General features: G+C 46.2%; 23 protein-coding genes and 1 pseudogene. 10 read left to right on the forward strand and 14 right to left on the reverse strand.

The annotated features are described in order from the left end of the window. Positions 1 to 69: 69 nt before the first annotated feature. Positions 70 to 709, forward strand: a pseudogene (locus QUA23_RS03210) (IS630 family transposase); the annotation flags it as partial. 553 nt (positions 710 to 1,262) lie between these two features. Here the strand turns inward: QUA23_RS03210 and QUA23_RS03215 are convergent. Together QUA23_RS03215 and QUA23_RS03220 are read right to left on the reverse strand one after the other, a co-directional pair. After that, positions 1,263 to 2,834, reverse strand: coding sequence for a DUF4335 domain-containing protein (locus QUA23_RS03215; RefSeq protein WP_333073166.1), 1,572 nt, complete (start codon positions 2,832 to 2,834; stop codon positions 1,263 to 1,265). 122 nt (positions 2,835 to 2,956) lie between these two features. Continuing rightward, positions 2,957 to 3,562: a DUF3038 domain-containing protein gene (locus QUA23_RS03220; RefSeq protein ID WP_333073168.1), complete on the reverse strand. Its 606-nt coding sequence runs from the start codon at positions 3,560 to 3,562 to the stop codon at positions 2,957 to 2,959. A 384-nt stretch (positions 3,563 to 3,946) separates the two neighbouring features. Between QUA23_RS03220 and QUA23_RS03225 the strand changes: the two genes are divergently transcribed. Together QUA23_RS03225 and QUA23_RS03230 are read left to right on the forward strand one after the other, a co-directional pair. Continuing rightward, positions 3,947 to 4,159 (forward strand): helix-turn-helix transcriptional regulator, encoded by a 213-nt coding sequence (locus QUA23_RS03225; RefSeq protein WP_333044298.1) that lies wholly within the window; start codon positions 3,947 to 3,949, stop codon positions 4,157 to 4,159. Continuing rightward, positions 4,152 to 4,700 carry a hypothetical protein gene (locus tag QUA23_RS03230; RefSeq protein WP_333073169.1) on the forward strand — a complete coding sequence of 183 codons (549 nt, stop codon included), beginning with the start codon at positions 4,152 to 4,154 and terminating at the stop codon, positions 4,698 to 4,700. The genes QUA23_RS03225 and QUA23_RS03230 overlap by 8 nt, the downstream gene beginning before the upstream one ends. On the opposite strand, the gene QUA23_RS03235 is transcribed toward QUA23_RS03230, so the two are convergent. Next, entirely contained in the window at positions 4,663 to 5,604 is a 942-nt protein-coding gene (locus QUA23_RS03235) for a site-specific DNA-methyltransferase (protein ID WP_333073171.1), read from the reverse strand. The two genes, QUA23_RS03230 and QUA23_RS03235, sit on opposite strands and share 38 nt — an antisense overlap. A 162-nt stretch (positions 5,605 to 5,766) precedes the next feature. Next, positions 5,767 to 8,460: an endonuclease MutS2 gene (locus tag QUA23_RS03240; protein WP_333073424.1), complete on the reverse strand. Its 2,694-nt coding sequence runs from the start codon at positions 8,458 to 8,460 to the stop codon at positions 5,767 to 5,769. A gap of 463 nt (positions 8,461 to 8,923) precedes the next feature. Between QUA23_RS03240 and QUA23_RS03245 the strand changes: the two genes are divergently transcribed. After that, positions 8,924 to 10,195 (forward strand): ATP-binding protein, encoded by a 1,272-nt coding sequence (locus tag QUA23_RS03245; RefSeq protein ID WP_333073172.1) that lies wholly within the window; start codon positions 8,924 to 8,926, stop codon positions 10,193 to 10,195. Between the two features lie 281 nt (positions 10,196 to 10,476). Here the strand turns inward: QUA23_RS03245 and thrB are convergent, their stop codons facing one another. The 4 genes from thrB to QUA23_RS03265 form a co-directional block, all read right to left on the reverse strand. Next, positions 10,477 to 11,442, reverse strand: a complete 966-nt coding sequence (thrB, locus tag QUA23_RS03250) for a homoserine kinase (RefSeq protein ID WP_333073173.1) — start codon at positions 11,440 to 11,442, stop codon at positions 10,477 to 10,479. An 89-nt stretch (positions 11,443 to 11,531) separates the two neighbouring features. Next, a complete protein-coding gene (locus QUA23_RS03255; RefSeq protein WP_333073174.1) occupies positions 11,532 to 12,023 on the reverse strand; it encodes a tetratricopeptide repeat protein in 492 nt (163 codons plus the stop codon). 3 nt (positions 12,024 to 12,026) lie between these two features. Then, positions 12,027 to 12,593 (reverse strand): Uma2 family endonuclease, encoded by a 567-nt coding sequence (locus tag QUA23_RS03260; protein WP_333073425.1) that lies wholly within the window; start codon positions 12,591 to 12,593, stop codon positions 12,027 to 12,029. A 223-nt stretch (positions 12,594 to 12,816) separates the two neighbouring features. Next, complete coding sequence (locus QUA23_RS03265) at positions 12,817 to 14,052, reverse strand: VWA domain-containing protein (protein ID WP_333073175.1); 1,236 nt, start codon at positions 14,050 to 14,052, stop codon at positions 12,817 to 12,819. A gap of 72 nt (positions 14,053 to 14,124) precedes the next feature. Between QUA23_RS03265 and QUA23_RS03270 the strand changes: the two genes are divergently transcribed. From QUA23_RS03270 to QUA23_RS03280, 3 genes are all read left to right on the forward strand, one after another. Further along, the gene (locus QUA23_RS03270) at positions 14,125 to 14,784 is read left to right on the forward strand and encodes an ATP-dependent Clp protease proteolytic subunit (protein WP_333038231.1); all 660 of its coding nucleotides are present in this window, start codon (positions 14,125 to 14,127) and stop codon (positions 14,782 to 14,784) included. Between the two features lie 161 nt (positions 14,785 to 14,945). After that, the gene (locus tag QUA23_RS03275; protein ID WP_190741966.1) at positions 14,946 to 15,539 is read left to right on the forward strand and encodes an ATP-dependent Clp protease proteolytic subunit; all 594 of its coding nucleotides are present in this window, start codon (positions 14,946 to 14,948) and stop codon (positions 15,537 to 15,539) included. A gap of 130 nt (positions 15,540 to 15,669) precedes the next feature. After that, positions 15,670 to 16,296, forward strand: a complete 627-nt coding sequence (locus QUA23_RS03280) for a J domain-containing protein (RefSeq protein WP_333073177.1) — start codon at positions 15,670 to 15,672, stop codon at positions 16,294 to 16,296. Here QUA23_RS03280 and QUA23_RS03285 read toward each other — a convergent pair. The 4 genes from QUA23_RS03285 to QUA23_RS03300 all read right to left on the reverse strand — a co-directional run bounded on the left by QUA23_RS03285 (position 16,290) and on the right by QUA23_RS03300 (position 21,076). Then, entirely contained in the window at positions 16,290 to 17,228 is a 939-nt protein-coding gene (locus QUA23_RS03285; RefSeq protein WP_333073178.1) for a serine/threonine-protein kinase, read from the reverse strand. The genes QUA23_RS03280 and QUA23_RS03285 overlap by 7 nt on opposite strands. 472 nt (positions 17,229 to 17,700) lie before the next feature. Next, on the reverse strand, positions 17,701 to 18,432 hold the full coding sequence (locus tag QUA23_RS03290) for a DUF7873 family protein (RefSeq protein ID WP_190732936.1): 732 nt from the start codon (positions 18,430 to 18,432) through the stop codon (positions 17,701 to 17,703). A gap of 171 nt (positions 18,433 to 18,603) precedes the next feature. Beyond that, entirely contained in the window at positions 18,604 to 19,560 is a 957-nt protein-coding gene (locus tag QUA23_RS03295) for a hypothetical protein (RefSeq protein ID WP_333073179.1), read from the reverse strand. A gap of 10 nt (positions 19,561 to 19,570) precedes the next feature. After that, a complete protein-coding gene (locus tag QUA23_RS03300) occupies positions 19,571 to 21,076 on the reverse strand; it encodes an MBOAT family O-acyltransferase (RefSeq protein WP_333073180.1) in 1,506 nt (501 codons plus the stop codon). Between the two features lie 307 nt (positions 21,077 to 21,383). On the opposite strand from QUA23_RS03300, the gene QUA23_RS03305 reads away from it, so the two are divergent. Then, positions 21,384 to 21,638 carry a hypothetical protein gene (locus tag QUA23_RS03305; protein ID WP_333073182.1) on the forward strand — a complete coding sequence of 85 codons (255 nt, stop codon included), beginning with the start codon at positions 21,384 to 21,386 and terminating at the stop codon, positions 21,636 to 21,638. A gap of 3 nt (positions 21,639 to 21,641) precedes the next feature. Here the strand turns inward: QUA23_RS03305 and QUA23_RS03310 are convergent, their stop codons facing one another. After that, complete coding sequence (locus QUA23_RS03310) at positions 21,642 to 22,535, reverse strand: EI24 domain-containing protein (RefSeq protein WP_333073183.1); 894 nt, start codon at positions 22,533 to 22,535, stop codon at positions 21,642 to 21,644. An 89-nt stretch (positions 22,536 to 22,624) separates the two neighbouring features. Here QUA23_RS03310 and QUA23_RS03315 point away from each other — a divergent pair, with 89 nt between their 5' ends. Next, a complete protein-coding gene (locus QUA23_RS03315) occupies positions 22,625 to 23,416 on the forward strand; it encodes a 2-phosphosulfolactate phosphatase family protein (protein ID WP_333073185.1) in 792 nt (263 codons plus the stop codon). 135 nt (positions 23,417 to 23,551) lie between these two features. Here QUA23_RS03315 and QUA23_RS03320 read toward each other — a convergent pair whose 3' ends face one another. After that, positions 23,552 to 24,937 (reverse strand): lipid-A-disaccharide synthase-related protein, encoded by a 1,386-nt coding sequence (locus QUA23_RS03320; protein WP_333073186.1) that lies wholly within the window; start codon positions 24,935 to 24,937, stop codon positions 23,552 to 23,554. 164 nt (positions 24,938 to 25,101) lie between these two features. Between QUA23_RS03320 and QUA23_RS03325 the strand changes: the two genes are divergently transcribed. Then, on the forward strand, positions 25,102 to 25,662 hold the full coding sequence (locus QUA23_RS03325; protein WP_333073188.1) for a Uma2 family endonuclease: 561 nt from the start codon (positions 25,102 to 25,104) through the stop codon (positions 25,660 to 25,662). The last annotated feature ends 49 nt before the right edge of the window (positions 25,663 to 25,711 follow it).

The raw sequence follows: 25,711 nt of genomic DNA on the forward strand, positions 1-25,711 counted from the left end.
TATCAAAATCAAAGAAATCATTTTCGCTTGTCTGCGATCACACTATAAGTTTATCATACCTTGATTCAGCAACGCCGATTAATAGAAAGAGCAAGGAAATTCGGGGTAAGAGCGAGTGCCATATGCTATGCTTTAAAAAAAATGAAAATTACGAGAAAAAAAAGAATTTCGTTATAAAGAAAGGAATAGGGAATAAAGAATAAAATACTACCAAACACGCTCGTAATTAATTAAACTTCATGGTAGTAAAACCCTTGTGTTTATTGATGAATCAGGATTTGAAGAGTTTCATGCTTGTGTTTATGCGTGGTCAAAAAAAGGAAAAAAAGTATATGGGGATAGACAAGGAAAACGGGGAAAAAGAGAAAACTTAGTAGCAGGAAGAAGAAAAGGAAACAAGGACTTGATTGCACCTATGGTCTTTACTGTCCGCTTAAATGCAGAAAGTTTTGAAGGGTGGTTAGCTTTATATTTATTGCCATCTTTAACAATACCATCAATATTAATCATGGATAATGCACCGATTCATCGTAAGACAGCAATTAGACTCCTGGTGGAAGAAGCAGGTCATCAGATACTTTTTTTACCAAAATACTCTCCTGACTTAAATGATATTGAGCATGATTTTAGTGCATTAAAGAGAGCTAGAATGTATTCGCATTCTGCCACATCTCTTGATGAGATTATTCGCGCTTATTGTGCAACTTAATGTCTCATTTTTATTTGAAACAACTATAGAAGGAAGTTCGGCAACGGATTCTGCAACGGATGTAAAGGATAGAAGGAAGAAGGAAGTTCGGCAACGGATTCTGCAACGGATGTAACGGATGTAAAGGACAGAAGGAAGAAGGAAGTTCAGCAACGAGCACTGTACAAGATGTAACGGATGTCAGGAAGAAGGAAGTTCGGCAACAGATTCTGCAACGGATGTAACGGATGTCAGGAAGAAGGAAGTTCGGCAACGGATGTAAGGGATGTCAGGAAGAAGGAAGTTCAGCAACGAGCACTGTACAAGATGTAAGGGAAGTCAGGAAGAAAGAAGAAGGAAGTTTCTAGAGTGCACAATGCGAACCTGTTGACGAGTGTCAGCCACTTTTTTTACTGGTGACTCTGCCCGCACGGATCAAGAGATATGGGTAGAAGAAACGGGAGCAACTGTCAATATGCTGGCTGCTGCTGCAGTTAAAAATTGATTTTTTTGAAGTCATTTAACATTGGCAATTAACCGGGATTTCCCATCTGGACAATGTATTGGAGAGCGTTTAATCACTCTCTTCCAAAAAGGTTTGTACTCGACCGCTTGGTCGCAAAACAACTCTAATTTTCGGGTTTTTGCCATTAGAAACGGCAGAAACAAACGGCTCGCCGACTAATGGCATATTAGCTTGCTCGATATAATCTGCTGCTGCTTTTCCCATCGGCACAATACTTTGAACTGACCCATTTTCATCGATCAGCACGCTGTATTCCAAAGTTTGTTCCATTCCTTCTGGAGGCTTCCAGCGTTCCTCAAAGTAAGTTCTAGCTTCTGAAACTTGAGGAATTGTATCAAATAAAGTGCGGTTTTTTTGGCTTGCCGCAGCCTGGTTGTTGTCCTCGGACTCGGTGGTTGGTTGAGCGTCCTCAAGCGGTGGGAGTTCGGTACTGGCGGGGGGGACAATCGGCTCGATGGGGCTGGGGAAGGGCTGCGGCGGGGGAACGGGAAATCGGGAAGCCGACAGGGAGGGCGGCAGGGGGGGCGGTACGGCGGGAGCTAGTCTCGGCGGTAGGGGGGGCAGCACGTAGGGTACTGGTGCGGGTGCTTGGGGGGCGGAAATGGGCGGTTCTTCGGGGGCGGGAATAGTGATTGTTTGCCCTTGAGGGAAAGCTGGGGCGCTCTGTGGGGCGCTGGCTGCGCTGCCGTTGGGGGGAAATAGCAGGGCTGGCTGCTGGATGGGGCTGGGTTTGTTGGTGGGGGGAGTTGGGGCGAGGGCGATGGGGGGCAAGCTGGGGCTGGGGGAGGCGGCGGTGTTGATGGGCGGGGGCGGCAGGGGCGGTAAAGTGGGTGTGGCGGCGGGTGTTGGTGCTGGGGGTGTCGGTAGGGCGGCAACAGGACTGGGGGAGACGCCGGCAGCTAACTGGGGGTTTCCTGGATTGGGGGCTGTGGCGGTTTGGGGGGAGGTGGCGGATCGATCGAGCATTTTGATAATTCCTGTCGTCAGGCCCGCGCTGGCAACCATCATTGCTGCCACCTTGAGCCAGGGTGAGGACAGAGGTCGTCGGGGCTCGCGGTTGAGGTTGGGAAGCGCCATCACTTCGGCGGCGCAGTCATCCAGTGCTGTGGCCAAGTCAAACAGTTGCAGGGTGCTCAAGGGAACTACTGGCCCGGATTCTACGGCGCTTAAAGAGCCTAAAAACAAGTTGTGGGCAAGCAAGCCGCGGGGTTCTAAGCGGGGGGGAACCGGAAGGTAGGAGGTTGGGAGAGAGTAGGGGTTTGAGGTTGCTAGTTCGGAACTGTTGACGGATCGATCGAATATGACGGCGTTACGCGCGACTTCTGGCGAGTCTGATCCGGCAGGGATACGGCCTGTTTGAGATGTGAGGTTGTTTTCCCAATCGCGGGATTCGCCGAGCAAGTTTTGGACGTAGTTGCTGACAGCTTCGTGGAGGGTTTCGAGTTGAATTCGATCGCCCCTGAGAGTAACGTGTTGGGTATCTGGCAGCCTGGGGTCGTCGAGTCGCAGCTCGAAACTTAAAGATTTAAACACCGGTTGGCCCGCCCAGCGAGATAGAGGCGAACTTTTGGCTGTAATTTCCAGCGTGCAAGTGGGGGGCGTGTACCGTTTGAGAACCATAGCAGAAAGTCTGTTGACTGTGGACTGTGGACTGTTGACTGGTGAGTGTTGACTGTTGACTGTTGTTTAATTCTTAGAGCCGAAAGTCTGTTGACTACTGACTACTGACTACTGAGTGTTGTTTAATTTTTAGCACGGTCTAGAAGAGCCAGCCAGAGGCGGCGGTGGCCACCGGGACTGCTGTAAAACAGCAAATCGATCAGGAGTTTGAGGGCTAAATCAGTTAGTTCTCGCGCCGATAAATTTTCTGCATCTTCCATGCGCGAGCCATAAGTGTTGCTGAACCTGTCAATATAATCTCCCAGCAAAGCGATGGTGTGAGGTTCGCGGTTTTGCTCTGCCATTTGTTCTAGCAAAGCAACAGCGCGCCGGATTAAAGCTTGGTGCTGTTTTGCCAAATGACAGCTTATCAAAACGAGCGATCGAGCTTCCTCCACATCGAGTTTTTTGCGCCCTCCGTGGCCTTTCCGCAGCGGGTTAGATTGGCGCAGCCGCCACAAAGCTACCCGATCGGCTACCATTGGCTCTAAATTCAGTTCGGCTGCTACCTTGAGCATCGCCTCGGAGCCAATTTCTGCCAGTGCTTCTAGGGCTAGCAGCACTAAATCCAGTTGGGCTTTAATGTTGTCCAACTGGGTAGGTTCTGGTGCTTTTTGGGTCAATTCTTCCCAGTTGGGAGATGGGCCCGTTTCGTTTCTGGGAGCGGAGGACTTTACGGTCGAGCGCATGGCTTCAGCACGGGAAATTAAGACTGGTTGAGGCAGGATATCAAACAGTATGCACTGATTAAAGCTTTTGGGCCTGTGGGCAACAGCACATCTGTTAAGTTGTCTCCATAGCTCGTTGCTTTGATTCCGGCAATCCTAACTGTTGGACGGAGTTGCGGGCTAAAAGTTGCGGCTTCAAGTTCGATCGATCGCGATCGGCAAAATCCATAGATTTTTACCCCTAACCATGCTACGCCGCAGAGTGACCGAAATCAAATCTGTGCTTTGAAACTATCGGGACTTATATCAATGCAAAGATCCTAGCGCTCTCGAATGCTACTTATAGTCTGTCGCTACTTATAGTCTGTCAGATTATAGTTGTCATTGCTTCATCTGGCGCCATCTATGGATATTACGGAGCAATTTGGTAAAAAAGTTAGACATTTCAGAAAGCTCAGAAATCTTTCCCAAGATCAGCTTGCAGAACTATCGGAATTACATCGCACCTATATTGGTTCAGTTGAACGAGGTGAAAGGAATATAACGCTACTTAATGCCAGCAAAATAGCCAAGGCATTATCCGTTAGTCTAGCTGAACTGGTAACTGCTGATGACTGAAAGAAGACTAGAGCAAATTTTAGCAAGATACCAAAACTCATTTACCGAAAAAATTTATGCAGAAGAGAATGAAGAACACGATATTTTAATGGATGTGTTTGGTATTTCTCCAATAATAAAAAAAGAAAATAGGCAATATTGGGGACGTGAGTTAGGTATGTGTTGGCAATTGTTAGTTACTGAAACGTGTAAAACATATTGCAGTAGCTTTCAGCCAGCATTTAAAGTTGGAAGCGATGAGCCGTGCGATCTGATTGTTGATGGGTACGCAATAGATACAAAATATCGTATTGGTTCAGGAGACTCTGGAACACTGAAAAAGTTCAAATCTTATGGCCCACTACTTCGTACTTATAATTACGAACCCGTATTTTTAATTCTCAGACAAGATAATTTGCCCGCAGCTATTACAGCGTGCCAAGTAGGGACTTGGAAAGTCTACACTGGGGACAATTCGTTTGAGTTCATAAAAACAATAAGCGGGTTTGATTTAAAGTCATTTCTTATTGAAAAAGTGGGAGAATTCCCTGTATACCGCTGAAACTATCAAGGCGCTTGTTGATAATCTCTATGTAGTCAGGTACTATTTCAATGCCAATATACCTAATGCCAAATTCTTGCGCCGCCAGCAATGTGGTTCCCGATCCTGCGAAAGGATCGATTAGAATAGAATTTTCCAAACGCGGTACAAATATTTCGACCAGCTTTCTCATTAGAGCGATTGGTTTAACGGTGCAATGGACGTTAAACTCCTCGGTTTTCTCACGCTGTATACCTTCTAAAATATTTGACTGAAAACCACCGAACTGATCTTTAGTATAAAATAGACCAGTACCATACTCCTGTAGAGTTTCCAAGTAATTATTGACCAGTGGTTTTTGAAGTACGCAGATTGCTTCCCATTCATTCCTCAGACAACTGTGCCAACCATCCCATTTTTCAGAATTTTCATATCCTTTCTTCTCTAACTGTTGTTTAATATTGACACCTTTAGGGATACCACTCGATCTTTTATAAACAAGAATATCTCTCGCATAGAAACCAGCACTTTCAAGTGCTACTTGTACGTGAGCAACAGTCCGCGTGCTGTTGAAAACTAAAACTGTCGCACCCGGTTTGCAGATCCGAAAAAGCTGCTCGCCCCACTCAAAGCACCACTTTTCATAATCCAGAGTGTTGTTACGATTCCTTTGATACCATTTTTCGTTTCTGACTCCACCTGCTAAACCACTGCCATAGGGAATGTTTTTAACAAGGGTTTTATTTCCCTTGCCATTGACTTTTTCAATACGCCTTTGAATTTCTGAGTCATCCCATTTATGACCAATAAATTCATAATTATAAGGTGGGTCAGTGATACACGCTGAAATATAATTTTCTGGCAATGTCTTCATTACTTCACGACAGTCGCCCACCAAAACTTCATTTGAGGGATGTTTTTTCATTAGTCAGGCAGTTACTAAAGTGGTAAATCAACTCTTAATTAGGCAACATTTGCAGTATAGTATTCATTCCGGTTGCATCAGTATGATGATATGTTCGTTGCGACTTGTTGTGCTGCCGAGAATTATATAATTACGAGTCAACCGGAAATGCGTAAATCCTGACTATTTCAAATAAACCACCGTCACACCTGCACCTCCTTCTTTTTGACTAGCCAACTCAAAGCGGGAAACCTGCGGATGATTCGCGAGGAAATCGTGAACCCCGCGCCGCAACTGTCCCGTACCTTTGCCGTGAATTATCCACAGGACTCCGTATTCCACGGCTTTGGAAAGAGCTCTGTCTATTTCGATTTCTGCGTCTGAGACTCTCGCGCCCCGTAGGTCGATCGTATTATTAGCAGTGCGAATGGCGATTTCGGGATTGGGTTTTGCAGGTTCCGCCGCTGCTTGTTTAGCTTTAGCCGTAGCGAGTGCTTGTGCTTGGGCGGCCGCCTTGGCTAATTGAGCTTTAGTTTCGGGTTTTTGACCGTCGAGGGATTCAATTTCTCCTAGTTTGACAGTCATTTTCATAATCCCAAACCGAACGCTCAACTCTTCGTTAGCGTCGGGGCCGCTGAGGACTTCGGCGGTTTGGCCCAAGCTGGGAATGCGGATGCGATCGCCCACTTTCGGCATAAAACCCGGTTTGGGTTTAGCCGGTTGTTGGCGAGAGGGCAGGTGTTTTTCAGAAATTTGATTTAAGGTTTCTGTCGCTTGTTGGGCATTTTGAGCCGTCTGGTTGCCCGACTGCAAGCGACGAATGATTTGAGCAATTTCTGATTTTGCCGACCCTATCGCCTCATTTACTGCCACTTCCTGAGCTATTTTTAGTTCTCGCTCCCGCTCTTGCAAAGCGGCTGCTTTTTGAGAAACTTCTCTGTGCAGTTTTTCGGTTTGGTGTAGCAGTTGAGTTGCTTCTCTGGCCTTGGTTTCCTGTTTCCGGCGCTGTGCTTCGAGTCCAGCAATCACTTGATTGACATCTTGAGAGGCTCCCCCGACATAGGTTTGAGCTTCTTCAACAATTTCTGCTAGCAAACCGAGTCTTTTGGCAATAGTGAGGGCGTTGGAACGTCCGGGAATTCCCCACAGCAAGCGATAGGTTGGCTGCATGGAATTGTCGTCAAATTCTACTGAGGCATTTTCAAAGCGGGAGTCTTGATATTTGAGGGCTTTGAGTTCGCCAAAGTGGGTAGTTGCAACTGTTAATAGGGAATGTTGGGCGAGATATTGCAACAGGGCGATCGCCAATGCACTGCCTTCTGATGGGTCTGTCCCCGCTCCTACTTCGTCTAACAAAACTAAAGATTTGGGAATTGGGAATTGGGAATTGGGAATTGGGATTTGGGGTTGGGGAATTTGTAATTTAGGTTTGAGAATTTGCAGAGCAGAAACAGTGTTCTGTGTATCTGTGACTTCTTGGTCTTGCTGTTGGGAATTAGTAATTGGAAGGTTTGAATTTTCTTCCCCTTCAGGCTGCGATTTATTGTGTAAAACTTCTAAAATGCGGCTGATGCGGCGGATATGACCGGAGAAAGTAGACAAACTTTGCTGCAAAGATTGTTCGTCACCTATATCGGCCAAAATATTGTCGAACCAAGGCAATTCTACGGGTTCGCGGGCAGCAACAAACATTCCTGCTTTCGCCATTAAAGCTGCCAAGCCCAAGGTTTTGAGGGTGACAGTTTTGCCGCCAGTGTTGGGGCCTGTGATGGCGACGACGCGGATGTGCGGCCCGATCGTTAAATCGACCGGCACGACTGGAAAGCCTTGCTCGTGCTGTTGCTGCCAAACTAATAAAGGATGGCGCAACTGGCGCAGGGTAATTGGCGATCGCAGGTTGCGAATTAATAATTGACTGTTTTCTGAGTTTTCCTCATCTTCTTTTTCCTCATCTTCTTTTTCGGGATTTTTTGGTGCTAATTCTGGCTCTCCCAATTCGATAAATTTCGGCGGATTTGCTTGCAGCCAAAAACTATAACGCGCTTTAGCTGCTGCTAAATCTAAAGTTGTAACTACCACCACCAATCTGTCTAAATCGGGTTTTACTGCTGCGACTTGCTCCGTGAGGGCGCGGCGGACTGCTTCTTCTTCGGCTTGTTCTTGCCTGAGCAACTGCCGCATTTGGTTGTTAAGATTGACTGTGCTGTGGGGTTCTACGTACAGTGTCGCGCCGCTGGCCGAGGAGTCGTGAACGATGCCCGGTATGGCATCTTTTTGGGGAGCTTTGACGGGAATGACAAAGCGGCCGCTTCTTTGGGTAATTAGCTGTTCTTGTACGGCGTTGGATTGGCGCTGCAAAATCCCCTGCAATATTTGATAAATGCGATCGCGCAACTGCCGCATTTGAACTCTAATTCCTGCTAATTTAGGAGTGGCTCTGTCTGCTACTTGAGCGCGATCGTCTATACAGCGGTGGATTTCTTGCTCTAGTTCGGGATAAGTCCGCAATTGGGATGCCAGTTCTTGGAGCGTCGGCACATCTGCCTGAGAGTCAATTATCCGGCGCAATTGCCTTGCTCCGGCGAGGGTAGTAGCAATTGCCAGCAATTCTTCGCCGCTGAGCAAACCTTGCAGTTCGGCTCGCTGCAGAGAAGTGCCGATGTCTTGGATTCCTTCAAAACTCAAAGCACCGCCAGCGCGGCTGTCTAACTGATAAGCTTCCTGAGTTTGAGCTAGGAGTTCTGCTGTTTGAGCTTGAGTTGCCGGAATTTCGAGGTCTAGGGCGGCGGCGACGCCAAGTTTGGTGGCCGCGAAGGTAGCCAAGTGCTGACACAGGCGCGGCCATTCTAATAGTTCTAGTGTTTCGGCTTGAATCAAAGTTGAGGTGGTGTTGGTAATTGGCATTCTCAGGCGCTGACCGAGAAGGTGAATTTAACGATACTATTAATTGATTTTAAAGTTTTTTATTGTTTCCTGGCGCAATTTGAGAAAGTATCTGCGATCGCCCTCAGCAGTCTTTCGGCCGAAAGCTCTGATGTAACATTAATTACGAAGGACAAAATTTGCATTTTTGCATTACTCGTCTAAAATTATACATTCTCGTGATACCAGTCCCCAAACAATATGCAACTTTAGGCAAGCTCCCAACTATTATACAGTAAGTCATTCCCAATTTCTTCCTCTAAAATATAAAATCTAAAATGGTATCAGCTATTTTGGGTTTTGAGGGAGCGGGGATGAGGTGTTTTTTGATGGAATTGAACTATTTTGGAATTTTAAATCTGTCAGCGCAATTCTGGCGGTTGTATCCTAAAAAGTAATTTCTGGAGGTGGTAGAAGTATGGCAAAGATTCTGGCGATCATCGCGGATACTGTGACTTTTCAAGTTGTCCAAGAGTTACTCAGCCAAGAGGGACATCAGGTGAGAGTTGTTCCCGACGATAAGAAGAGTTTAGAATTGGCGAGGGAATTCTCCCCCGATGCGATAATTTGCGACGGGACTTCGCCTCAAATCAACTTTTTGGAGGTGTGCCGGCTGGTGAAAGCCGATTCCCTACGGGATAGCTTCGCTTCACGAGAATTGGCGACAGCCTATTTTATTCTGCTGACAACACCGGACCAATTTGATGAAATTCAAGAATTGGATGTGCCCTTTGACGATTTTCTGTTTAAACCGATAGTTAAGCACGAATTATTGGCGCGGGTGCGCGCGTCTAAGCGATCGCACGAGTTGAGGGCGCGGCTGGAGTTAACCCGGCAAGAATTGCAACTGTCGCGCGAGCGAATTCTGCAAAGTGAAAAAATGTCTAGTTTGGGCGAATTGGTGTCTGGGATAGCCCACGAAATTAATAACCCAATTACTTTTATTTACAGCAATCTAACTCACGTCCAAAGCTACACGACCGATTTAATAGAACTGCTGCGATTGTATCAACAAGAGCTAGTCAATCCCGGAGCGGAAATTCTGCAAAAACAACAAGATATGGATGTGGAATTCGTACTCGACGATTTATTAAAAATTGTGAGTTCCATGCGTACCGGGAGCGATCGCATCCGCCAAATAATTTTGTCCCTACAGGATTTTTCCCGCAGCGATCGATCGGGCTGGCAGTTATTCGATGTTTCCGACGGTTTAGAAAATACTCTGTTGTTGTTACAGCACCGCTTGCCGGCGCGTGAGGGAAGGCGAGACATCAAGGTGATGAAAGAATTCGGCAATTTGCCACAAATTGAGTGTTATGCAGGTCTGCTCAATCAAGCTTTTCTGAATATCATCAATCACGCGATCGATGTTTTGGAAGAATCTGCTCAAGAGTTGGCAGAGTTGGAATCGAGCAAATTTAAGCCTGTGATTTTGATTAGCACTCAGGTGGTCGATGCTCAGCGAATTTCTATTGAGATTGCTGATAACGACATGGCAATTAGCAAAGATATCACAGCGCAACTTTCTGAGCCATTTTTGGTTTCCCAACCTGCGGAACCACCGATATCACCGGGACTTGCTCTCAGCTATCGGATAATTGTAGAGCAGCACAAAGGAGAGTTCAAGTGTTTTTCCGAACCGGGTAAAGGCACTAAAATTCAGATAGAAATTCCGCTGCGTCATAGTTAATTAACAGTATTTACAGTTGGTGGGGCGGGTTTTAAAATTTGTTGGTTTTAGCCGGAAATTGTTGTGAATCCGCCCCTACAATGACTGCACTTTTTTAAGGTAAAATTTTGTAGAGGGAATGGCAGAAGTTATCGAAAAGAGACTTGAGTTGATATTCAAGAGATTTGAAGGAGATAGGAAGAGAATAGAAATATGAATAATTCCATCGAGAGGGGCAACCACGGGAGATTGCCCCTACAAAACACGGTTATGTAGATGTTGTGTGTCTAGCAGTGGAATAACTAAAGGGAGACTTGCGCGCCTTTAGTATCGAGCCCGATCGCCCTTACCTCAGCCTTTACCCCAAATTCCCCCCAAGCAGCCGCCATCGCTTTCTCAACCGCAACAGCGTTAGCCACATCCGTTAAAGCTAAAAGCGTTGGCCCGGCACCGCTAATTACCATTCCACAAGCCCCTGCATTCACGGCGGCTTGTTGCACCGCTTCATATCCCTTAATCAGAGATTGTCGGTAAGGTTGGTGAATCTTGTCTTGGAGGGCGCAGCGCAGCCAGTTTTCATTGCCAGTTTCCAAAGCCCGCACTAGCAAACCGAGGTGTGCGGCATTAAAAATCGCGTCAGCCTTACAGTAATCTGCTGGCAAAACTCGGCGGGCTTCGGCTGTAGACAGTTCAAAATCGGGGATGGCTACCACGGCCACAATATTGTGATGCCAGGGAATATCGCAAATCTCCCAGGAACCCCCCTCGTGCCCCCCCTGAGTAAGGGGGGGTTGGGCGGGTGGATTGCTAGCAGCGAGGCGACAACCTCCGAGTAAAGCGGGGACAACGTTGTCGGGATGGCCTTCAAGTTCGATCGCCAATTGCATCACTTCCACTTGACTTAAAGGCGCACCGGCTAATTCATTTGCACCGACTAACCCACCGACAATAGCTGTGGCGGAACTTCCCAAGCCTCTAGCCAGCGGCACTTGCATATCTATATGTATGGTTACAGGCGGCGGCGATTGTTGGAGGCGATCGTATAACTTGAGAAAAGCTTGATAAGCGAGATTGCTGTCGTCTGTCTTGACTTTGGCGGCTTCTTCACCCGTAACAGTAATTTTTAGTTTCTCGGTTGCTGAGGGTTCTAGTCGGGAGAATTGGAAGCGGTTGTAGAGGCTTAAAGCGGCGCCGATGCAGTCGAATCCGGGGCCCAGGTTGGCGGTTGTGGCGGGTACGGTGACGGTGACGGTGGAAGTTTCGGGCATTTTTTGAATGGTGGATTTGGAATGTTTAACCGCAGATGAATGCGGATGAACGCCGAGCGCAGGTATTATACTATGTTTTCAAAAGCCATTTATTCTTGCAGCATTTCAAGGTGCTTGAGGGCATCTTGATAATCGTTGGTATTGCCGTCTTTTTGATAGAGTTCGGCTGCTTTATGATAATCGGCGATAGCCCCCGGTTTGTCTTCTAAGAACTCGCGGGCTCTGGCGCGGTTGTAGTAGGCGTCGCCGTAGTTGGGGTTGATTTCAATGGCGCGATCGAAATCTGCTTTAGCTGCTTGATAGTCTTTGAGATTGCGGCCGTGGATGATGCCGCGTTTGTTGTAGGCTTTTGCGTAGTTGGGGTTGAGGCGAATAGCTTCGGTGTAATCAGCGATCGCACCTTGAATATCTCCCGCCTCTGATTTGGCTAAAGCACTATTGAATAAATCTTCAGCAGGATTTTGGACAAAACTTCTTTGAACTATTAAAGCTGAAGATTCCGCAGAAACCGCAGGGGATACATTACCCAAGATAGTCAAGATTCCTATAGTAGCAATTAAATTGTAAAATGATGATTTCATAATTTAGGCAAAAATTTGAGCTACAGAACAACTAAAACCGGGCAACAAAGGGGAAGTTAGTTCATCATTGCTCAACATTGTAGCAATGAGCCTTAAACTTGCTTGTTCCCTGCGATAAACTTCTATTTGCTGCAACCGCCAATTCACAATCCAGTATTCCTGTACTCCTCGTACCGAATAGAGTCGGAGTTTCAAATCTCTATCCCGTCTTTCATTGTCTGCACCGGGGGACAATACTTCAACAATTAACTCGGGTGCGGCGGTTAAATGGCCTGCTTCGTCTAGCAAGATAGCCAAGCGTTCATTGCTGGCCCAAACTAGATCGGGAATAACGTTATCAGCATCCGTGAAAATGATACCCGGATTGATTCCTGCTCGTCCTAAATTAGTCTCTCGCGACCAAGTATTAAGTTCTTGGTAGAGGTTGCCTATAGCCTGTTGATGACCCCAATGCGGTGCTCTAGTCACCAATAATTCTCCATCAATAATTTCGTAACGAGCGCCGTTATCGGGCAATAGTTCTAAATCGGCGGTAGTCCAGCGTACTTTATCAGATATTATCTGGTTCATACAAGCACTCTTAATAGGTGATACAAACATTCTAAACGATCGAGCTTCTACGCGATCCACGGCTTGAAACAATCGGGCTACACAGAGTTTCGCCTGCAAAAAGCGAGACTCAGAAATAGTGAAACCCGCGCCTAGGCGGGTTTCGTTTTTGTAGAGGCGATTTCGCATCGCCGAATTGTCCGTTCGCCCAATTTAAAATTATTTAAAATTTCAAATCGCCCGATTACTTCAAAATAGTTTTAGAAGCAATCCGAGTTTTCTTGCGATCGGCTTCACTCAATTGTTCGCCAGACTGCAAACGAGTAGCAGAAGTTTGCAGCACAGTGGCGGCACTTTGATCGCCCATTTGCAAAGCAGTTTTAGCGGCAGTTTGCAGCATTGTCGCCGCGCCGGCGCGATCGCCCTGTTGCAATCGGGTTTCTGCGAGTTGAGTTTGGCGGTATTTAGCCAAAGCTAAAATGTGCTGCTGTACCATCGGGTTAATTGCCGGCTGATAAACTTTCAGGACATTAGCGGAAAGTGCAACAGGATCGGAAAGCAAACTTTGACCGACAGTCGGATCGTCGTAGCGAATTTGCAATTGCCCGATCGTCTGTGTACCCTCGGGCAACTGTCCAATATAAATATTAGCCAAAACTACTCGCTCTATATCCTTCATTAAATCTCCCAGGCGCACCATAAAGCGATCGCCCTCTTGCTGTACCGGTAATTCGATCGTATCCGGGGAAACTTGGGCGATCGGTTTGAGTTCGGCTAACCGTACTTTTGGCATTAGCGAAAATAGCAAATAAGCATTAGTCAAACCTACACCTTGGATGCGAGTAAATAGTTTGCCAAACTCGTCAACCGCATCTTCGGGACGCTGAATGTGAGCCAGAGCACCGCCGCCAGCATCAGCAATCTTTTCCAAAATATCCTGGTTCCAGTTATCGCCAAATCCTAAAGAATTTAAAGTCATGTTGTAGTCGGCAGCCAATTTAGCCAACTTCAAACAGCGGCTGTCGTCGCCGTGTTCGTTTTCGCCGTCAGTCAGCAGAAATGCTTGAGATATAGCTTCTTTTTTGCCTTTGCCCAACTCTTCAATACCTAACTTAATGCCCTCATCAATTGCTGTGCCACCGGCCGAGCGCAATTGCTCAATTTGCCGTTTAATGCTGCTGGGATCTCCTACAATTTGATTGGGGACGAGGACTTTGGCTTTATGATCGAAAGCCACCGCGCAAAAGCGATCCCCAGGCTTCAACCTGTCTAGCAACCGTCCGGCGGCTTGTTTGACGGTTTCCAAGGGGCGTCCGCCCATAGAACCGCTGTGGTCGAGAATCAGGCACAGGTTTAAGGGTACGCTGGAGTCGATCGAGCTTGCCGTCGCAGACACCGAAATCGCTAGCTGGCGCTGCGTTGAGGGCGCAGCAGCGTCAAGGTTAGGGTCGTTTAAAACCGGGAGCAAACTAACTTTCATGCGGGATACCTAAAGATTGCGTTAGTATTTCTTTAAGAATAGCTCCATCAGTTCAGGCAACATTTCGGTTATATGAACACACCAATTAAAGCTGTGCAATCGCCATACTACGGGGAAGGGAACTCTCGGACGCCACCTCCCGATTTGCCATCCCTGTTGCTGAAGGAGCGGATCGTTTATCTGGGGATGCCTCTGGTGCCTGCGGTAACAGAACTAATTATCGCTGAACTGTTGTTCTTGCAGTACGAAGACCCGGATAAGCCGATCAAAATCTACATCAACTCGACCGGCACTTCTGGTTACAGTGGCGAACCCGTCGGCTTTGAAACAGAAGCCTTCGCTATCTGCGATACGATCAGGTACATTAAGCCGCCTGTGCACACTATTTGCCTCGGTTCGGCAATGGGGATGTCTGCGATGCTGTTAGCGGCTGGTACAAAAGGCTTTCGGGCGAGTTTGCCGCACGCTTCGATTGTGTTGCACCAACCCAAGGCTTACACGCGGGGTCAAGCAAGCGACATTCAAATTCGGGCTAAGGAAGTGCTGGCAAATAAAGCGACTATGCTTGAGATTTTTGCAAGCTGTACTGGCCAACCGATCGAAAAGATTACTAAAGATATGGATCGGTTGCTGTACATGACGCCCCAGGAAGCTAAAGAATACGGTTTGATCGATCGCGTTCTTGAAAGTTCGGAAGAATTGCCGAAACCGCTGCCTGCAGGAGTCATCTAATTCGGTTATTGCTTATTAGTTATTAGTTATTAGTTATTGGTTATGGTTTAGTGGTCATTATAGCCAAAAACTAAAAAACCTGAAATAACAAGTAACAAATAACTAATAAACCAGAACCAATTGCCCGCTCACCAATTACCAACTAAACGGAGTTCCGAATTATGCCTATAGGTGTGCCAAAAGTTCCCTACAAAATGCCGGGTGGTTATGATACTCAGTGGATTAATATCTACGATCGCCTCTACCGGGAACGGATTATTTTCTTGGGCAGGGACGTTGACGATGAAATTGCCAATCAAATCATCGCTGTGATGCTCTATCTCGATTCGGAAGATTCAGGTAAGGATATTATTTTGTACATCAATTCCCCAGGTGGGATGGTGTCGGCAGGCATGGCTATTTTTGATACCATGCAGCACATTAAATCGGACGTGGTGACGATTTGTGTGGGCTTGGCTGCTTCGATGGGTTCTTTCCTGTTAGCTGCCGGTGCGAAGGGGAAACGGTTAGCTTTGCCTCACTCGCGAATCATGATTCACCAGCCTTCTGGGGGCACGCGGGGACAAGCAACGGATATTCAGATTGAGGCGAAAGAGATTCTGCGGCTGCGCCACGAACTCAATAATATCTATGCTAAGAATACTGGCAAGCCGATCGAGAAAATCGAGAAGGACATGGATCGCGACTATTTCATGTCCGCTGAGGAAGCTAAGGAATACGGCTTGATTGACAGAGTGATCGAAGAGCGTCCGTAAGTTGTTTGTTCGCCTCAGTAGTGCGGGCAACCCTCGCACTACAACCTAGTTCGCAGTAAATTTTGGCAGAATCTTTACATTTAAGGATTCTGCCATATTTAATGGTATTATAAACGCTCATTCATGCTAAATGGATATTGCAGACTATTACCGACAGTTAGGACTGAGGTCTGGCGCGAGTTTATCGCAAGTTAAGGCCTCTTATCGGCAGTTAGCCAGACAGTATCACCCCGATGTGAATCCGGGAAACGAACAGGCTAAGAATAAGTTTATTGCTATTACTGAGGCTTATAAGTTCCTGGTGAATGTTGCCCCCCACCATGTTGCGGGGTCGAAAGTTGCCAACTCAACTGTGCCGCCTACTTCGACACCGCCGGATCAGAGGGTGAAAGCTCAACCGCAGGCAGTTAAAGTGACTCGAAAAGAGGCCGCGGTTCAATCTAATGCGGATCTGTCGGCGGTGGAACAAAAGTTAAAGCAAGATGCTTATGTTGAGTTGCAACAGTTGCTGAAATATCAGAGGTTCCCGCGGGCGATCGCCTTGATTGAGGGTTTGGCCCAGCGGGTGCCCGAAGATTTGGAGGTGCGTCAGTGGCAGGCGATCGCCTATCAGCGCTGGGGACGGCATTTGATTGGAGAAAGGCAGGTTGATAAGGCGAGAATTTATTTAAAAAAGGCTGTGAAAACTGACCCTCACAATCGGGCTTTGTGGGCAGAAGTTGAGCGGGATTTTCGCCGGCTGGAAGAGATTTATTGAAGCGATGTTGCGTCCCCCTTTTTCAGGGGGTCTGCGTCGTAAATTTTTAATTTTTCTAATTTTTCTAAAATAACTTGGGTATTTTCAGGTCTGTTTTCCGGTAGCGGTTCGATCAATTCGTCGATCGAGTCTAGGAGTAACGGGTCAATATCTACAGCCTGGTTCCTCCAATTAATTTTACCAGTTTTTTCATTAACGGGAAAGTCGATCGGCTCTATGCCTGTTAATAAATGTACAAAAGTACGCCCTAGGGCAAAAAAGTCCGATGGCAAGCCTGCTTTACCTGCAATTTGTTCCGGTGCGGCGTATCCAGCAGAACCTATGGGTGCCGTCTCTATGTCTGCTTCTGTGGCGGCGCCGAAGTCAATTAATCTCAATTTCCCATTGGCTTCAACCATCAGGTTGGATGGCTTAATATCCCGATGCACTACATGATATTTGTGGATTTCCTGCAAAATATTGGTCATTTGTCGCAGCCAATCAAGAGCTAGCTTTTGAGAAACGTACTGTTTTTTAGTTAAGAATTCTGCCAAGTTTTCTCCGGTAATTTTTTCCATCACCAAACAAGACAATTTCTGGAAGTTATGGGGGAGTTTAATTGGGAAATAACCGTCAGGTTCGACTTGGGGAACTGATCCCTTTCCGACCAGCCAAATCAAAACTCGCGCTTCTTGCTTGAACACGCGAACTAAATCGGGATTGTGGGTGTGTTTCAAGACTTTTAAAATTTTGACAGTTCCCCATTCGTTTTCCCCGGTTCCCAAATCTTCGACTTCAAAAATGTCTGTGGGTCGTGCGGGATTGGGCGATCGCACTGGTTTAAGGATACGATAGCGATCGCCAATTAACAAATCCGTGCCACAAGCCTGACAATTTTGAGCAGCAGCAGGATTTTCGCGTTGTTCGCAGTGAGGATTGATGCAATAAATCATCTGTCTTGATACGTCCAGGACTGACGGATTTAACGAATTGAATCAATTATTAGCATAAAACCCAGCAGTTCTGACCTTACTACTGGGTTTATATTTACCGCCCATTTGCGCACGCTATCACATTTAAGTCAAGGATTTAAGATTAATAGCATCGCGCTCTACCGATTGAGCTACCCCCCTGCGTTTGGTAGAGGGGGCTGGATATGAGCCAGCAACCTCGATGATGTGATTTTCCTGACATTCGTTTTAGCGATCGGCGGTGAATGCTGAGTTTAGAGTAATAGCTTGCTGTTAAATTTGTACGCAATGCTGCCTCTGCCAATTGGGCTACCCCCCTATTTTGGGCCTATTTTGCGTAGGAGGGACAGGAGTCGAACCTGCACTATCACATTTGTACGGTTTAAGTTGAAGTTTTAGATTGAACTTGTACTCTGTTTATATCTTAAACCATAACTATCAAAAAAGCAAGCTCTTAGCGGAAAATAAATTGAAAAATTCGCTCTCCCACTCTCTGTTCCTCTACTTCAGAATTGTTAGCTTCTTCGCGGGCGAACATAACAGCTTGCTGCAAGATTTCCACCCTTTGCAGCAACTCATTGATCCGCCGCGCTGGCAAAGCTCCAGAAAACTTGACAGTCCGCCAATAGCCGATAGTAATATCTTCGTAATAAACATCGACTTGAGCCGGATGGTGTTCGGTAGCTTCAGCTTTAACGTGATTGCGCGGAGTTTTAAAAGTCTTGAGAGTTTGCACCGGTTCTGTGGCCCAACAGTCTGCCGAAGCATCGAAGTTCCAAGTCTCGGAAGCATCTAAGACAGGAAGTTTTTTGATAAATGCTTGCAAATCTGCTAACTGCTTTTCAATGAATAGCAGATAGCTGACGGGAACTTGGCTCAAAAGCACATTTCCGTCTACAGTTACGTCCGCGCGGGCGCTACAATTTGTCCAATCTTTGGTGGCGGTTACGTCGAAGAGTTTGGTCAAAACTTCAGTCGTTTTGCGGATAATCTCTTCGGCTTTGACTTCTACTTTTTTGGACTCTGGCGGCAGTTGTTCGCCTTCTTCGTCTTTGGGACGGTAAGTGCGGGAGATTCCAGAAAGCACAGCGGGCTTCTGGAGAGCTTTTTGAGCTTCTGCCAGTTCTTGAACCGAGCGGCTTTTAATGCCTTTTTCGATCGCAATAATCTGATTTAAGCGTGCCATTGTTCGATTTTATTGACGCTGAACTCATATCAAGCCGGGTTAATACTGATAATCAAATGTTTTGTCCTGTGGCTTTTGGGGCTTTGAGAACCCTTCGTCCTCAGTACAAACCTCACGATCGTTCTTTAACCAAACTTGCTCATTATGTAGTATGACACACTTCAAAATAAATTACAAGCTTTCTTTTCTAGGCGCGGTGCCAAGAGATCCCGTCGCTACCGTACTCAGCAGTTTATCTCTCAAAAACTCGGCAAAATCTCTAGCGTCGCTGCGGATCAAGTGAACCCCGTCATTGGTACGCCATTCTCGCTCTTTCGGGGGTGGCAGCCACTCAAAACGGTCGGACGGAAACAGCTTTTTAGCCAATTCTTGGACTTTTTTTCTCCTGATTGCAGCGTTAACTCGTGACTCTTGCGGTATGTCAAATAAAACTACTTTTGCCCCGCTATTTTTGTTGATTTCTGCGATTTGAGTTTTAATAAACTCAGCTTCTTTTTTTATAGCTTCTGCATCTTTTTCAGACAAAGGTTGACTTTGAATATCAACTATCGTTTGGATAGCTTTTTGCGATAATTCTGGAGTAAGATTTCGACCTTCCAAGCTATCTAGTGCCTCTCGCGTCATTTGTTTTAAATTCTGCTTCGAGCGACTTTTTAAAGAATCAATAAAAACGCTAATCGGACGGTATTCCTCTCTCATCATAGGCAGATACTTACGCATCCAGTAAAAAATAGGGTGATACAAAGAATCAAGTAAGTCAGCATCTCTTTTGCGAACAATAGTATCATTAATTTCTACCAAGATAATAGGAGGCTTGCTTTTACTTCTTTTAACTATTTCTAAACCTGTTTGGCTCGCTCCTCCCCCCAAAGCTATGCTTTTTACGCCCTCTCCAATTTGTTTTTCATTAAGGTTGGCAGCTAGGGAACTACCTACGATTACCATTCTCAGATCTGAATCATCCTGATATACATACCTTTGAGCTTTGACAATATTATTTTGAATCAGGCTAGCTCCGTCAGAAGCTGGCAAAACTCCGCCGCTGACGAGCACTTGATAAAAACTCATTATAAACAGAAAAATTAGTAGCGGGCGCAAAATCGGTCGCAAATGGAATTTGACAAACATAGAACACCTTCTAGAATTGGAAATAAATAAATTGTTTCGAGCTGCCACTGTTGAGGAAGATCATTGCTAGCATAATTCCTAAAGCTAAATCTTGATAAAGGCTCCAGACTTTTTGGCCGTTTTTATTTGAATCCTGTTTCATGCGATTTTGCCAAGTGGGAAAATGGGGAATGTGATAAATCACTACTGGTAGCGAAAAAATTAGCGTCGGAATAATATGACTCCAACCGGGCTTGACTTTATAGTTGCGAACTAAAGTAACTACGAAGTCAACCGCTTCTTCAAATCGAGGCAGCTTGAAAAGCAGCCATCCCACGGAAACAAAAGAGAAAATTCCTAAAACGCTAAGGCTGTCCAATAATAATTGCTGCCAGATTGGTTTGGTTTTTGCTTGATTTGGTTCTTGCAATTTATTTTTGGATTTGTCGAACCCAAAAAAGCGTTCTACTGCTAAACCTAATCCGTGATAAATTCCCCAAACTGCATAACTCCAAGCAGCCCCATGCCATAATCCTCCTAAAGTCATTACTATCATTAAGTTAACATAAGTTCTGATCTTTCCTTTGCGGTTTCCGCCGAGGGGAAAGTATAGATAATCTCGGAGCCAAGTTGATAGGGAAATGTGCCACCTTCTCCAGAATTCGGAGAGGGAACGAGAGATGTAAGGAAAGTCGAAGTTGTCAGGAATTTTGTAGCCCAAAGCGGCTGCAAAACCGATCGCAATTAAGGAGTAACCGGCAAAATCCGCGAAAATCTGTATTGAGTAGCCAAACAGCAGTGTCAGGTTGGTAATAGTTCCAAATCCTTGATAGTAGGGAAAGCTGATCCAAAAGGTATAGTCTTTTAAGTTGTCGGCGATGACCATTTTTAGGAAGTAGCCGACAACGAGCGAGCGAAAAATGAAACTCCAAGGAATATCTTTAAAATATTTAGGAGCAATCTGCGGATAAAATGTCTGAGATTTTAAAATCGGGCCTGACAGTAAATTGGGGAAAAAGCCAATAAAAAATGAAGTATTGAGCAGGTGTTGGCTAAAGTTTGGCGAGACGTAAGCGTTTGCTGCAGTTTCGCTTTTGTTTTTTTGAGTCAGTACGTCTACGATTAAACTTATGCCTTCAAAGGTGTAGAAAGAAATGCCAATTGGTAGAGGCAATTTTAAGAATAAATAAGCAATGCTGCCTTCGGAACGAGCAATATTAAAAACATCGGTAACAAAGTTAGTTAGCAAACCAGAGTATTTAAACAAGCTCAAAATTAATACATTGAGAACGACTCCCGATAAAGCCCAAAAAAATCGCTGTTTTTTGTCAGAAATTCGGGCAACTTGAAAGCTGACTGTAGCGTTGATAATAATGGAAAGTAGCAGGATCAGCAACAGTGCGGGAGCGCTCCAACTGTAAAAAATAAAGCTGGCAATTATCAGGATGGGAACCTGCACTTTTTGCAACGGAGGGAAATAATATATGGCGAAAACAATCGCAAAAAATACTAAAAATTCAATACTGTTAAATAACATAATTTATGATTTTGCTCTTTTACGTAGCCTGTGACCCACTATATCAAGCGCTTGGGACTCATGGCAAGAGTGGCCCAGAACCCGCTCGCGATCGCGCATCCTACCAAAGTGTAGCAAATATCACTCTTTGTTAGCGCTGCGACTACCTCTTGAGATAGATGCGGAAATACCTCCCAGGTCGTGTTGTCACATTGAGAAATATTTCTTAACATATAGATAACAAAGGGAATCCGAGGAGACACCAAAAATCCTTAAGCCCTTGGGGTGCCCAGGTTAATCAGATTTTTCGCAAACAAGGGCTAAATCAATGAACAAGCTGCAAAACTCCGAAGTTTCAGCATTTTTGCCCATGCTCCAAAAAGGCATTTGGCTGTTTGGGATTCTCTCCTGGATATTCGGGCTGACAGATAGAACTATTGCACTATTATCTGACGGATATTTGTCGGCGATCGATATTGTCCAGCTATTTACAGCATCCTTTTTCTTCATTAGCTGGCTGTTGTTAAGCCCGTTTTTGGGTCTTAACTCCCAGAGTCAGCCGAAGGAAGAAGCATCTCCCTAGTTTTTAATTGGTAATGTTAGTTTCTCCATCGCTCTTTGTTTCTTCTGGGGCAAAGCGGGCCGGCCAAATGCGATCGCAAAAAAACAACGTTCCCGCCGTCACGCACAGCGGAATCGCTAACAGATTCAACAGCGGAATGCTCACCAAACCCAAACAAACCAAACCAAAACTCCCGCTGGCCGGCAAACTAGCCCAAATGATCTCCAACTTCTCCTGAAAAGGTCGCCTCCGCCTCTCCAAAGGTGCATCTAAAAAGTCCAAACAGACAATAGTCGCACCCAAAGCTACGCCACCCAAGCTGCTAAGAATAGAGCCGATGCCAGGGATAAAATGCAGCAGCAGCAGCGGTATGCCGAGGCTAAACAAAATTTGTAGTTTTCGCAGTTCAAAGGCGATCGCCCTTTGAATATCCCCAAAACTACTCGCCAAATTCATTGGTTCTTCTGCGGGCAATTGACCGTTCCGCAGAAGTTCCAATTGTTCCGAAAGTTTGCCGTACCAAGGCGAACCTAAAATCACGCCAAACTGCACTAACAAAAATCCAATTATCAGCAAAAGTCCTGACACTAGGAGTACCCGCAGCAGCCAGCCGAAAGCAACTGTTAACACGCCAAGAAAGCTCAGCCAAGCTGGAAAACTCGCAATTAGAGTATTAAATCGGACGGACAAATCGGCAACCAAAACGTCTATCCCTGCCAAACTGGGAAATAGCAAGCTTAAATAAAGACCGATACCAATTATAAAATTTAGCACCACGGGAACTAATACATAAGTCCATAGCTTGGGAGTTTGCAAAATCAGCGTGAAAGCTCGCAAAGGATAGGTGAAACCTGCCAGGAGTCCAATTGGTGCGGTAATGGCGGCGTGGGCGGGGTTTGAATTGAGCTGTTTAGACATATTTTCTGCTTTTGAGGACTTGACTCTATTTTCTATTATCCACTTTCCATTATTATTAATGATGAGGATTTATCGCAGGTTGCCCAAAAGTGAAGCTTTTTATTTACCATACCCCGGAACTTACGCCAGCCGACAAAATGCCGGCTTGCGCGATCGCAGTTGATGTGCTGCGGGCGACTACGACAATGGCAACTGCCCTGAATAATGGGGCGGAAGCTGTCCAAGTTTTCAGCGACTTAGATAAGCTAATGGCCGAGAGCGAAAAATGGCCCGCAGATAAGCGGATTCGCGCCGGAGAGCGAGGCGGCGGCAAAGTTGACGGATTTGATATGGGGAATTCCCCCTTCGACTGCACGCCAGAAAAGGTGACTGGGAAGCGAATTTTTATCAGCACAACTAACGGTACTCGGGCTCTGCAGCGAGTGCAAGCTGCTGCAACTGTGTTAACGGCGGCTTTGATTAACCGCAAATCTGTGGTGCAGTTTTTGTTAAATAAACAGCCGGAAACTATTTGGATTGTGGGTTCTGGTTGGGAAGGTAGTTATTCGCTGGAAGATACGGTTTGTGCTGGTGCGATCGCCCAAAGTCTGCTAGCAGAAAGCGGTATTCCTGCGAGCGATTTTGCTGGTAATGATGAAGTATTTGGGGCTATTGCTCTTTATTTACACTGGCAAGATCGGTTGCATGAATTGTTGGAAAAGGCAAGTCACGGCCAGCGCCTCCTCGGTTTAGGTGTTATTGAAGATTTAAAATATTGCGCGCAAACGGATACTTTAGATGTGCTGCCTGTGCAGCGAGAACCGGGAGTTTTGGTTAAGTCGGATTTTAAAATTCCTCAAGCTAATTTCTGGGATCCCTCATCAGAAAAAACGGCGAATTGAAATTTTCGGCGAATGCAGTATTAGTAAGGTGCGCCTAGGCGCACCCTACAGAAATTAGTAGGTAGTTAGTGAACAATATTTTTTTTATCAAGTAGAATTAAACATACTTGGTAGGGACAAAACATTGTTTTGTCCCTAGTCTATTGCAGCCAATTGAGAATTGCTGGATTCACCGCCGAAGCGCTGAATTAAACACTCGGCAATTCTGGCGGCTGCACCGGGTTCTCCCATGCGCCGCAAGCCATTTTCAGCGATTAGCTGCAACCTGTCGGGGTCGCGGAGCAAAGACTGCACGGTGCCTGCAACTTCAGCAGGATGTTTGACTAAAATTAATGACGGGCCTAAGAGGCGACTTTGAGCTTCTGCAAAAGCTGGAGTAAATTGCGGGCCGTTTCCGGGAATGGCGATCGCCGGTTTTCCTAAACCTACAAATTGTTCTGTAGCAGTCCCGGCCATTGCTATTGCTAAATCGGCTTCGTACAAACAATCGTTAAAACTTTGCTGAGTCAAAATCATCGTGGCGTTTCTCTGCACAAATGTCAAGGGCAATAGCAAATTAGGAGATTCTTTCCGAATTTCTTGACCGCTAGAAATAGGAGGTCGCAAAATACTTCCTTCTCGCCGCTGCGTTCTAGTTTCCCCGTCTTGTCGCCAGCCGAAAAATTCTAAACTAGGTCGCAAAGCTTCTAAGTTTAACTCTGGAGAAATGGCTCCGAAAAATAACAATTGGCGATCGGCAAACAGCGACAAAATTCCGGCTACAGCCTCTACTATTAGCAGCCAATTAGCATAGGCTTCCGGCGCTCTAGAACCGGGCAGTAAGGTGATGACGAGCGATCGCGACATCTCCCGAAACTCGGCGTCAGGGCCGTAAAAACCGGCGGGGTTTTCCGGTTCGAGTCCGTCCATCATAGGGTTTCCGAGATTGTAAGCGGGAATTCCCAGCTTTTGTAAAGTCTCGGCGGTTAGCGCGTCCCTGGCAAAAACGGCCCGACAGCGCGATCGAGTCATCAACCAGCGCTCCCAAGGCAAATAAACCGATCGCGGGCAACCCCACCAACCCAAGACTCGGGATTTGCGAGCCAGAGGCCCGTTCTCGTCGCGCAAATAATACTCTGACTTGGCAGTACCGACGAACGCATAGGGCGCGCCGCTGACCCAAGCAAACAGCAGCGGTACAATATCCCCGCAGGCTAAAATAACGCCGTCTTGATTCCCAGACTGTTGTTGGGTCCGCACCCAAGCGCGGATGGCTTTAAACTGAGCGATGGTCAACTGAAGCAGGCCGCCTTTGACATCGCGCAAAAATTCCCTCCCGTCCATGTAAATAAAGCCGCCCGAAGGCATTCGCTGCACCGGGCCGATGATGCGGGCGTTTTCTAGTTGAGCGAAAGCTTGCCCTTCACCCACTAGTGGAAACACGGCTAATTCTGGCGGATGCGGGTGCTGTTGCAGTTCCTGCAAGATGCGAAGGGCGATCGCGTCTTCTCCGTGGCCGTTACTGAGGCAAAGTAATTTCAATCCCAACTCTCTCAAAAACTGTCTCTGAATATATAGAAGCAAGATTAGCCACAGGATGCAAGGTGGTATAGCCGAAGGAAGAAGTAAGTGGAGCGACGATCGCACGAGGCGGGGACTTTTTGGTAAAATAGCAGATTAAACTCCTATTTTATAGGTAAAATCGGATGGTACAAACCCTGCCAAAATCTTTGACACTCCAAGAGTTTCTGAAGTTGCCAGAAACCAAACCAGCCAGCGAGTACATTGACGGTGCAATCATTCAAAAACCGATGCCTCAAGGAGAACATAGTGTCATTCAAGGCGAGTTGACAAGTGCTGCTAATGCTACTCTCAAACCTCAAAAGGTGGCGCGAGCATTTCCCGAACTACGGTGCATTTTTGGCGGTCGAGCGATCGTTCCAGACGTGAGTGTATTCACTTGGGAGCGCATTCCCCGTAAAGAAAATGGTGGTGTGGCAAATGTGTTTGCGATCGCCCCGGATTGGACAATTGAAATCCTCTCCCCCGACCAAAACCAAACTAAAGTTACTAAAAATATTTTACATTGTCTCAAACACGGAACTCAAATGGCTTGGTTAATCGATCCAGAGGAGCAATCGGTTTTTGTATATCGACCGACTCAATCAACGGAGGTGTTTGACGAACCAGAAGAGTTATTGCCTATGACATCTTTTGCCAGGGAATTGCAACTGACAGTAGGAGAATTATTTGGTCTATTAGAGTGATATCATGTCCGATCGAGCGACCGGACATGATATCACTACTGACCACTGA

It is taken from the genome of Microcoleus sp. Pol1C5, assembly GCF_036701115.1.
GTDB lineage: Bacteria > Cyanobacteriota > Cyanobacteriia > Cyanobacteriales > Microcoleaceae > Microcoleus.

What these genes read in the sequence shown, in the direction of transcription:
- QUA23_RS03215 (WP_333073166.1), bottom strand. Translation starts at nt 2,834, where the DNA reads ATGGTTCTCAAACGGTACACGCCCCCCACTTGCACGCTGGAAATTACA.
- QUA23_RS03220 (WP_333073168.1), bottom strand. Translation starts at nt 3,562, where the DNA reads ATGCGCTCGACCGTAAAGTCCTCCGCTCCCAGAAACGAAACGGGCCCA.
- QUA23_RS03225 (WP_333044298.1), top strand. Translation starts at nt 3,947, where the DNA reads ATGGATATTACGGAGCAATTTGGTAAAAAAGTTAGACATTTCAGAAAG.
- QUA23_RS03230 (WP_333073169.1), top strand. Translation starts at nt 4,152, where the DNA reads ATGACTGAAAGAAGACTAGAGCAAATTTTAGCAAGATACCAAAACTCA.
- QUA23_RS03235 (WP_333073171.1), bottom strand. Translation starts at nt 5,604, where the DNA reads ATGAAAAAACATCCCTCAAATGAAGTTTTGGTGGGCGACTGTCGTGAA.
- QUA23_RS03245 (WP_333073172.1), top strand. Translation starts at nt 8,924, where the DNA reads ATGGCAAAGATTCTGGCGATCATCGCGGATACTGTGACTTTTCAAGTT.
- thrB (WP_333073173.1), bottom strand. Translation starts at nt 11,442, where the DNA reads ATGCCCGAAACTTCCACCGTCACCGTCACCGTACCCGCCACAACCGCC.
- QUA23_RS03255 (WP_333073174.1), bottom strand. Translation starts at nt 12,023, where the DNA reads ATGAAATCATCATTTTACAATTTAATTGCTACTATAGGAATCTTGACT.
- QUA23_RS03260 (WP_333073425.1), bottom strand. Translation starts at nt 12,593, where the DNA reads ATGAACCAGATAATATCTGATAAAGTACGCTGGACTACCGCCGATTTA.
- QUA23_RS03265 (WP_333073175.1), bottom strand. Translation starts at nt 14,052, where the DNA reads ATGAAAGTTAGTTTGCTCCCGGTTTTAAACGACCCTAACCTTGACGCT.
- QUA23_RS03270 (WP_333038231.1), top strand. Translation starts at nt 14,125, where the DNA reads ATGAACACACCAATTAAAGCTGTGCAATCGCCATACTACGGGGAAGGG.
- QUA23_RS03275 (WP_190741966.1), top strand. Translation starts at nt 14,946, where the DNA reads ATGCCTATAGGTGTGCCAAAAGTTCCCTACAAAATGCCGGGTGGTTAT.
- QUA23_RS03280 (WP_333073177.1), top strand. Translation starts at nt 15,670, where the DNA reads ATGGATATTGCAGACTATTACCGACAGTTAGGACTGAGGTCTGGCGCG.
- QUA23_RS03285 (WP_333073178.1), bottom strand. Translation starts at nt 17,228, where the DNA reads ATGATTTATTGCATCAATCCTCACTGCGAACAACGCGAAAATCCTGCT.
- QUA23_RS03290 (WP_190732936.1), bottom strand. Translation starts at nt 18,432, where the DNA reads ATGGCACGCTTAAATCAGATTATTGCGATCGAAAAAGGCATTAAAAGC.
- QUA23_RS03295 (WP_333073179.1), bottom strand. Translation starts at nt 19,560, where the DNA reads ATGTTTGTCAAATTCCATTTGCGACCGATTTTGCGCCCGCTACTAATT.
- QUA23_RS03300 (WP_333073180.1), bottom strand. Translation starts at nt 21,076, where the DNA reads ATGTTATTTAACAGTATTGAATTTTTAGTATTTTTTGCGATTGTTTTC.
- QUA23_RS03305 (WP_333073182.1), top strand. Translation starts at nt 21,384, where the DNA reads ATGAACAAGCTGCAAAACTCCGAAGTTTCAGCATTTTTGCCCATGCTC.
- QUA23_RS03310 (WP_333073183.1), bottom strand. Translation starts at nt 22,535, where the DNA reads ATGTCTAAACAGCTCAATTCAAACCCCGCCCACGCCGCCATTACCGCA.
- QUA23_RS03325 (WP_333073188.1), top strand. Translation starts at nt 25,102, where the DNA reads ATGGTACAAACCCTGCCAAAATCTTTGACACTCCAAGAGTTTCTGAAG.